Genomic DNA, 6633 nt, shown 5'->3' on the forward strand with positions numbered 1-6633 from the left:
CTGCTTGCCAGCCTGCCGCCGGGCATCTTGATCGCGCTGCTGCTTGCCCGGGGACAATTCTGGGGCAAGACCGTTCTCAACGGGCTGGTGCATCTCCCGCTGATCCTGCCGCCCGTGGTGACCGGCTACCTGCTGCTGCTGACCTTCGGCCGGCGCGGCCCGGCCGGCGCCTTCCTGGCAGAGCATTTCGGCATTGTCTTCTCCTTCCGCTGGACAGGTGCGGCGCTGGCCTGCGGCGTCATGGGCTTTCCCCTGATGGTGCGGGCGATCCGGCTGTCGATCGAGGCGGTGGACCGCAAGATGGAAGCGGCGGCGGGAACGCTCGGCGCCAATCCGCTCTGGGTGTTCGTCACCATCACGCTGCCCCTGATCCTGCCCGGGCTGATCGCCGGCGCCATCCTGGCCTTCGCCAAGGCGATGGGCGAGTTCGGCGCCACCATCACCTTCGTCTCCAACATTCCCAATGAGACGCAGACATTGCCGTCGGCGATCTACACCTTCACGCAGGTGCCGGGTGGCGATGAAGGGGCGCTCCGCCTGACGCTGATCTCCATCGTCATCTCCATGGCAGCACTTGTGGCTTCGGAGGTGCTGGCGCGGCGTGTCGGCCGGCGACTGGACATCGAATGAGCGTTCTCGTCGACATCAGTCATCGGCTGGGTGGTTTCGCCATCGACGCCCGCTTCGAAAGCGCCGGGCGGCTGACGGCGCTGTTCGGCGCGTCTGGGTCGGGCAAGACGACACTGATCAACATGATTGCCGGGCTGATCCGGCCCGACAGGGGACGCATCGAGGTCGACGGCCGTGTGCTGGTCGATACCGGTGCCGGCATTTTCGTGCCGAAGCACAAGCGCCGCATCGGCATGGTGTTCCAGGACGCACGGCTGTTTCCGCATTTGAGCGTTGCCGGCAATCTTCGCTACGGCCGCTGGTTCACGCCGCCGGCGGAGCGCTACGCCGATATCGATGCCGTCGTCGACCTGCTCGGCATCGGGCCGCTCATGAACAGGCGGCCGGCAAAGCTCTCGGGCGGCGAGAAACAGCGCGTGGCGATCGGCCGGGCATTGCTTGCCAGCCCCAGACTGCTGCTCATGGACGAACCGCTGGCCTCGCTCGACGAAGCGCGCAAGGCCGAAATCCTGCCCTATGTCGAAAGGCTGCGCGACGAGACGAAAATCCCGATCGTCTATGTCAGTCATTCGGTCGCCGAAGTGGCGAGGCTGGCCAGCGACGTGGTGATGCTGGCACAGGGCAATGTCGTTGCCAGCGGGCCGACCGAGGCGGTGATGCAAAGGCTCGACCTGTTGCCGGCAGAGGAGCGCGGCGAGGGGGGCGCCGTGCTGGACACCAGGGTGCTGCATCACGACGAGGCTTTCGGCATGACCGTGCTCGGCTCGGCCGCGGGCGAGCTCCGGGTGCCACAGCTGGCGATGAAGGCAGGTACGCCGGTGCGCATCCGTATTCGCGCCCGCGATGTGATGATCGCCACCGAAAAGCCGACGGGTCTCAGCGCGCTCAACATCCTGCCGGGGACCATTACCGCGATGAGCCCGGGCGAAGGGCCCGCGGTCGAGGTCGGTATCGACTGCAATGGCGCAACCGTGCTTGCCCGCATCACCGAACAGTCGCGGCAGGCGCTGAAGCTTCATCTTGGCGGCAAGGTTTTCGCGGTGATCAAGACGGTGAGCTTCGATCGGGCAAACACCGGCGCCGGCCTGCCCGCCGAGGCGGATGGATGATCCCGCTATGTCTTTTTGGAATAGCGGTTTCGCCAGGGAGCTTCTAGTATGAGGTTGGGTTGTGACCGCGGAGAGCAAAGATGCCGTCGCTGAGCTTGCGGATAAATCTCGATCCCGACGGGCGCGTCGGGCCGGGCAAGATCGAACTCCTGGAACAGATCGCCGCCTTCGGCTCCATCTCGGCCGCCGCTCGCGGCATGGAGATGTCCTATAAGCACGCCTGGGACCTGGTCGAGGACATGAACCGGGTGTTCGGCAAACCGCTGGTGGCGGCACAGACCGGCGGCCGCAAGGGCGGCGGCGCACAGTTGACGGCGGTCGGCCTGGCTGTGGTCAGCCGCTTCCGCGCCATCGAGCGCGCAGCCTCGGCCGCGGCGGCGGCGCATATGGAGGCATTGCAGGCGGAGATTGATGCTGGGTGAGGGCAGTAGGGCAGTAGGGCAGTAGGGCCTAATCCTCTGCGCTTGGCTTGCGAAGCAGGTAAGTGTCCATGATCCAGCCCTTTTTCCGGCGCGCTTCTTCACGGGTTCTCTCGATCTCGGTGCCGACATCACTGAGACGGCCAGAGATGAGAATCTCGTCTTCCGTTCCGAGATAGGCGCCCCAATGGATGACGACATCCTTGTCGGCCAGCGTGTTGAAGGCGCATTTGCCGTCCAGCAGGACGACCGCGCTGCCGGCATTGTCCGGCATGCCTTCCTCGGTCAGGCGGCGGCCGGTGGTGATGAGGACGGAATCGCCGATGCGGTTCAGCGCCATCTTGTGGCTGGCGGCAAGCGCCTGGACGGCGGTAATGCCGGGGATCACCTCAAGTTCGAACGCCACATTGCCTCGCTGGCTCACGCGCTCGAGGATGCGCAACGCGCTGTCGTAGAGCGAAGGATCGCCCCAGATCAGGAAGGCGCCGCAGCCATCGCCTGCAATCTCGTCGCGGATCAGGCCTTCGTAAATGGCGGCGATGGCTTCGTGCCAGTCATCGACGGTCGCGCGGTAGGAGGGCTCCGGCCCATCTTCTACCGGCATGTCGCGCACCGGCACGTCGAATTCGACGCGGCGCGACTTCGGATTGGTGACGAAGCGGTCGCATATCCGGCGGCGCAGTTCGGCCAGTTCATTTTTTTTCGCACCCTTGTCGGGAATGAACAGCACATCCGCCTGGTTCAGGCCTGATATAGCCTGAACGGTCATGTGGTCGGGATTGCCGGCGCCGATGCCGATGACGAGAAGCTTGCGCATGGGCGAACTCCTGCCCGATCGGAACCTGTTAGTCCAGACCGCGCTGGCGCGTGTCCAGACCGTAGTCCAGCTCCCTATGGTGCGCTAGCGGATGCGGAAGGGCTTTGAACGCCACGTTGAAACCGCTAGGGTCCTGCAAGCATTCCAGCCGAGGGGCTTCCATGTTGCGATATATTCTGACCGCCGTGCTGGCCCTGTCGCCCGCGCCCGCCTTCGCCAATGATTCGGTTGCCGAACTCGGCACTGGCGGCCTGATCCTGTCGCGCAGCGATGCCGTGGCGATGCAAAGCGAGGACCTTTTCATCTCGCCGGAAAAGGTGACAGTCGACTATGTCTTCCATAACAACACCGACAGGGATGTCGAGGCCATTGTCGCCTTTCCGATGCCCGAAATATCGGGCAATCCCGAAGAAATCCCGGCGATCCCTGAAAACCAGAGCGACAATTTCCTCGGCTTCGAGGTGACGATCGACGGCGTTGCCGTCAAGCCGCAGTTGGAGCAGAAGGTGTTTGCGCTCGGCATCGACATCAGCGCCGAGTTGAAGGCGCAAAACGTGCCATTCTATCCATTCGGCGATGCGGCGAAGGCGGCGCTGGCCAAGCTGCCGCAAGCGGTTGTCGATGACTGGGTCAACCGCGGCATCATCATCGAGGACACCGGCAGCGACGGCACCGAGACGACCAAGGTCTACACGCCGTTCTGGCAACTGCGTTCGACCTACTGGTGGCGCTCGACCTTTCCGGCCAACAAGGACGTCCATGTTTCCCACCACTACAGACCGAGCGTCGGCGGCACGTCTTCAGTCAGCTTCTTCTACGACGGCAAATTCCAGGGACAGTATGCGGCCTACAAGGCCCGCTATTGCATGGATGGCACATTCGAAAATGCGGTGCGCAAGGCTGCCAAGGACGACCCTGACGGCTACCCCAAATATGTCGAGAACCGCATCGCCTATATCCTGACCACCGGCGGCAACTGGGCCACCGGCACGATCGGCAAGTTCAAGCTGACGATCGACAAGGGCAATCCGAAAGCCCTGGTCTCGTTCTGCGGCGACAATGTCAAAAAGACCGGACCGACGACATTCGAGATGACGGCGGATGATTTCTACCCCGAGCGCGACATCGACATCCTGATCCTCGAGCCAACGGACGGCAATTGATGCACGTCGCAATCTACGTTGCCATCGCCGAGAACGGCGTGATCGGGCGGGACGGCGGGCTCCCGTGGCGGCTCTCCACCGATCTCAAGCGCTTCAGAGCCGATACGATGGGCAAGCCCATCATCATGGGCCGCAAGACCTATGAGGGCATCGGCCGGCCGCTGCCGGGCAGGTTGAACATCGTCGTCACCCGCGACAAGACCTGGCGCGCCGAGGGCGTCGAGGCGGCACATTCGCTCGAGGCCGCGATCCAACTGGCGACGGAGCGCGGGCGCCGCATGGCCGATGTGGACGAGGTGTGCGTCATCGGCGGCGGCGAAATCTATGCCCAGGCCATGCTGCTGGCCGATCGCCTGCATGTCACCCATGTGCTGGCAGCGGTCGACGGCGACGCGCATTTCCCGCCGATCGATCCTGATTCCTGGCACATTGTCAGCTCGCACGACGTCCCAGCCGGGGAAAAGGACAGCCACCCGACGCGTTATTCGGTCTACGAGCGGCGTCGAGAGAGACATTGAATGAAAAAAGGGGCATTGAAGGAAGACAAAGGGTCGCGACCGGACAAATCGGACGAAGTCGGCAGCGCATCGCGTTGAAAGCGCCTCGTTGCGTCCCTATAGAAGAACAATACTGGATTTTGCGCCGTAATACCGGCGCTTGAGGGAATTCCAAGCGAAAGGACATTCATGCCCTGGAACGACAAAAGCGGCGGTGGCGGCGGCCCATGGGGTGGCGGCGGCAACAATCAAGGACCCTGGGGGCAGGGTCCAAAGGGACCCAGCGGGCCACAGGGCTCGCCTCCCGATCTCGAAGACATCATCCGCCGCGGCCAGGACCGGCTGCGGCGCGCTCTTCCGGGTGGCGGCGGCGCGAGCCCGGCTATCTTCGCGCTGATCGCGGCTGCACTTGTGGTGCTGTGGGCGTTCAAGGCGGTTTATACCGTGCAGCCCGACGAGGTCGCGGTCGAATTGCGCTTCGGCAAGCCGAAGACCGAACTGTCGCAGCCTGGCCTGCATTTCCATTGGTGGCCGCTCGAAACCGTCGAGACGGCCAAGATTTCCGAGCAGCTCGTCGATATCGGCGGCGGCGGCGCGACGAGTGGCAACACGTCCGGGCTGATGCTTACCGGCGACCAGAACATCGTCAACGTCCAGTTCTCGGTGGCCTATCAGGTCTCCGACCCGAGCGCATATCTGTTCGATGTGTCCGATCCCGACGGTATGCTGCGGCAGGTTGCCGAAAGCGCCATGCGTGAAGCCGTCGGCCGCCGGCCGGCGCAGGATATCTTCCGCGACGACCGCCAGGGCATTGCCGCCTCGGTGCGTGAAATCATCCAGACGACGCTGGACGGCTACAAGGCCGGTCTCAACGTCAACGCCGTCTCGATCGAGGATGCGGCACCGCCACGCGAAGTGGCCGATGCGTTCGACGAAGTGCAGCGCGCCGAGCAGGACGAGGACAAGTTCGTCGAGCAGGCCAACCAGTACTCCAACCAGAAGCTCGGCCAGGCGCGCGGCGAGGCCGCACAGATTCGCGAAGACGCGGCCGCCTACAAGAACCGGGTCGTGCAGGAAGCCGAGGGTGAGGCCCAGCGCTTCATCTCGGTCTATGACGAATATGCCAAGGCGCCCGATGTAACGCGCAAGCGCCTCTACCTGGAAACCATGGAGAAGGTTCTGCAGGATTCGAGCAAGGTCATCGTCGAGCAGGGCAACGGGCAAGGGGTCGTTCCCTATCTGCCGCTGCCGGCATTGCAACCGAAAGCGCCGGCACCCGCTGCGCCCAGTGGCGTTACGGGAGGTAACCAGTGATGGCCAACCGTCTTCCCATCATCGTCGTCGCAGCAGCGGTTATCCTGTTCCTGCTCTATTCGTCGGTCTTCGTGGTCAATGCGCGTCAGCAGGCGCTGGTGCTCAGGTTCGGCGAGATCGTCGACGTCAAGAGCGAACCCGGCATCTACTTCAAGGCGCCGTTCTCGTTCTTCGACGCCGACACCGTGCAACTGATCGAGAACCGGGTGCTGCGCTTCGACCTCGACAACATCCGCGTCCAGGTGTCAGGCGGCAAGTTCTATGAGGTCGACGCCTTCATCGCCTACCGCATCTCGGATCCGCGGGTCTTCCGCTCCACCGTGTCGGGTCAGATCGAACTGGCAGAAGCCCGGCTCAGGACGCGTCTCGACGCTGCCTTGCGCCGTGTCTACGGTCTGCGTGATTTCGAGGCCGCACTTTCCGAACAGCGCACCGTGATGATGCGCGAAGTCCGCGACCAGCTCAGGCCCGACGCCACCTCGCTCGGCCTGCAGATCGAGGATGTCCGTATCCGCCGCACGGATCTCACGGCCGAAGTCTCGCAGCAGACCTTCGACCGCATGAAGGCGGAACGCCTGGCGGAAGCTGCGCGGCTGAGGGCGCGCGGCAATGAAGCGGCACAGCGCATCACCGCCCGCGCCGATCGCGAAGTGGTCGAGATCGTCGCCGAAGCGCAGAAAGAGT

General features: G+C 63.7%; 8 protein-coding genes. 7 read left to right on the forward strand and 1 reads right to left on the reverse strand.

The features are described 5' to 3' along the window. The 3 genes from modB to EN964_RS20050 form a co-directional block, all read left to right on the forward strand. Positions 1-630: molybdate ABC transporter permease subunit (gene modB, locus EN964_RS20040; RefSeq protein ID WP_245490673.1), on the forward strand; the 630-nt coding region annotated here is incomplete at its 5' end. Then, positions 627-1739, forward strand: a complete 1113-nt coding sequence (gene modC, locus EN964_RS20045) for a molybdenum ABC transporter ATP-binding protein (protein WP_127270937.1) — start codon at positions 627-629, stop codon at positions 1737-1739. The genes modB and modC, both read left to right, overlap by 4 nt. Before the next feature lie 80 nt (positions 1740-1819). Beyond that, positions 1820-2161 carry a winged helix-turn-helix domain-containing protein gene (locus EN964_RS20050; protein ID WP_127271788.1) on the forward strand — a complete coding sequence of 114 codons (342 nt, stop codon included), beginning with the start codon at positions 1820-1822 and terminating at the stop codon, positions 2159-2161. Between the two features lie 28 nt (positions 2162-2189). Here the strand turns inward: EN964_RS20050 and cobF are convergent, their stop codons facing one another. After that, complete coding sequence (gene cobF, locus EN964_RS20055; RefSeq protein WP_127271200.1) at positions 2190-2975, reverse strand: precorrin-6A synthase (deacetylating); 786 nt, start codon at positions 2973-2975, stop codon at positions 2190-2192. Positions 2976-3136: 161 nt separating this feature from the next. Between cobF and EN964_RS20060 the strand changes: the two genes are divergently transcribed. From EN964_RS20060 to hflC, 4 genes are all read left to right on the forward strand, one after another. After that, positions 3137-4138 carry a DUF4424 domain-containing protein gene (locus EN964_RS20060; protein ID WP_127271786.1) on the forward strand — a complete coding sequence of 334 codons (1002 nt, stop codon included), beginning with the start codon at positions 3137-3139 and terminating at the stop codon, positions 4136-4138. Continuing rightward, positions 4138-4656, forward strand: coding sequence for a dihydrofolate reductase (locus EN964_RS20065; protein ID WP_127271784.1), 519 nt, complete (start codon positions 4138-4140; stop codon positions 4654-4656). The genes EN964_RS20060 and EN964_RS20065 overlap by 1 nt, the downstream gene beginning before the upstream one ends. 168 nt (positions 4657-4824) lie before the next feature. Continuing rightward, positions 4825-5949, forward strand: coding sequence for an FtsH protease activity modulator HflK (gene hflK / locus EN964_RS20070; protein ID WP_127276660.1), 1125 nt, complete (start codon positions 4825-4827; stop codon positions 5947-5949). Further along, on the forward strand, positions 5949-6633 hold a 685-nt coding region (hflC, locus tag EN964_RS20075), incomplete at its 3' end, for a protease modulator HflC (protein WP_164775897.1). The genes hflK and hflC, both read left to right, overlap by 1 nt.

Source organism: Mesorhizobium sp. M7A.F.Ca.CA.001.10.2.1, assembly GCF_003998575.1.
Classification (GTDB): domain Bacteria; phylum Pseudomonadota; class Alphaproteobacteria; order Rhizobiales; family Rhizobiaceae; genus Mesorhizobium.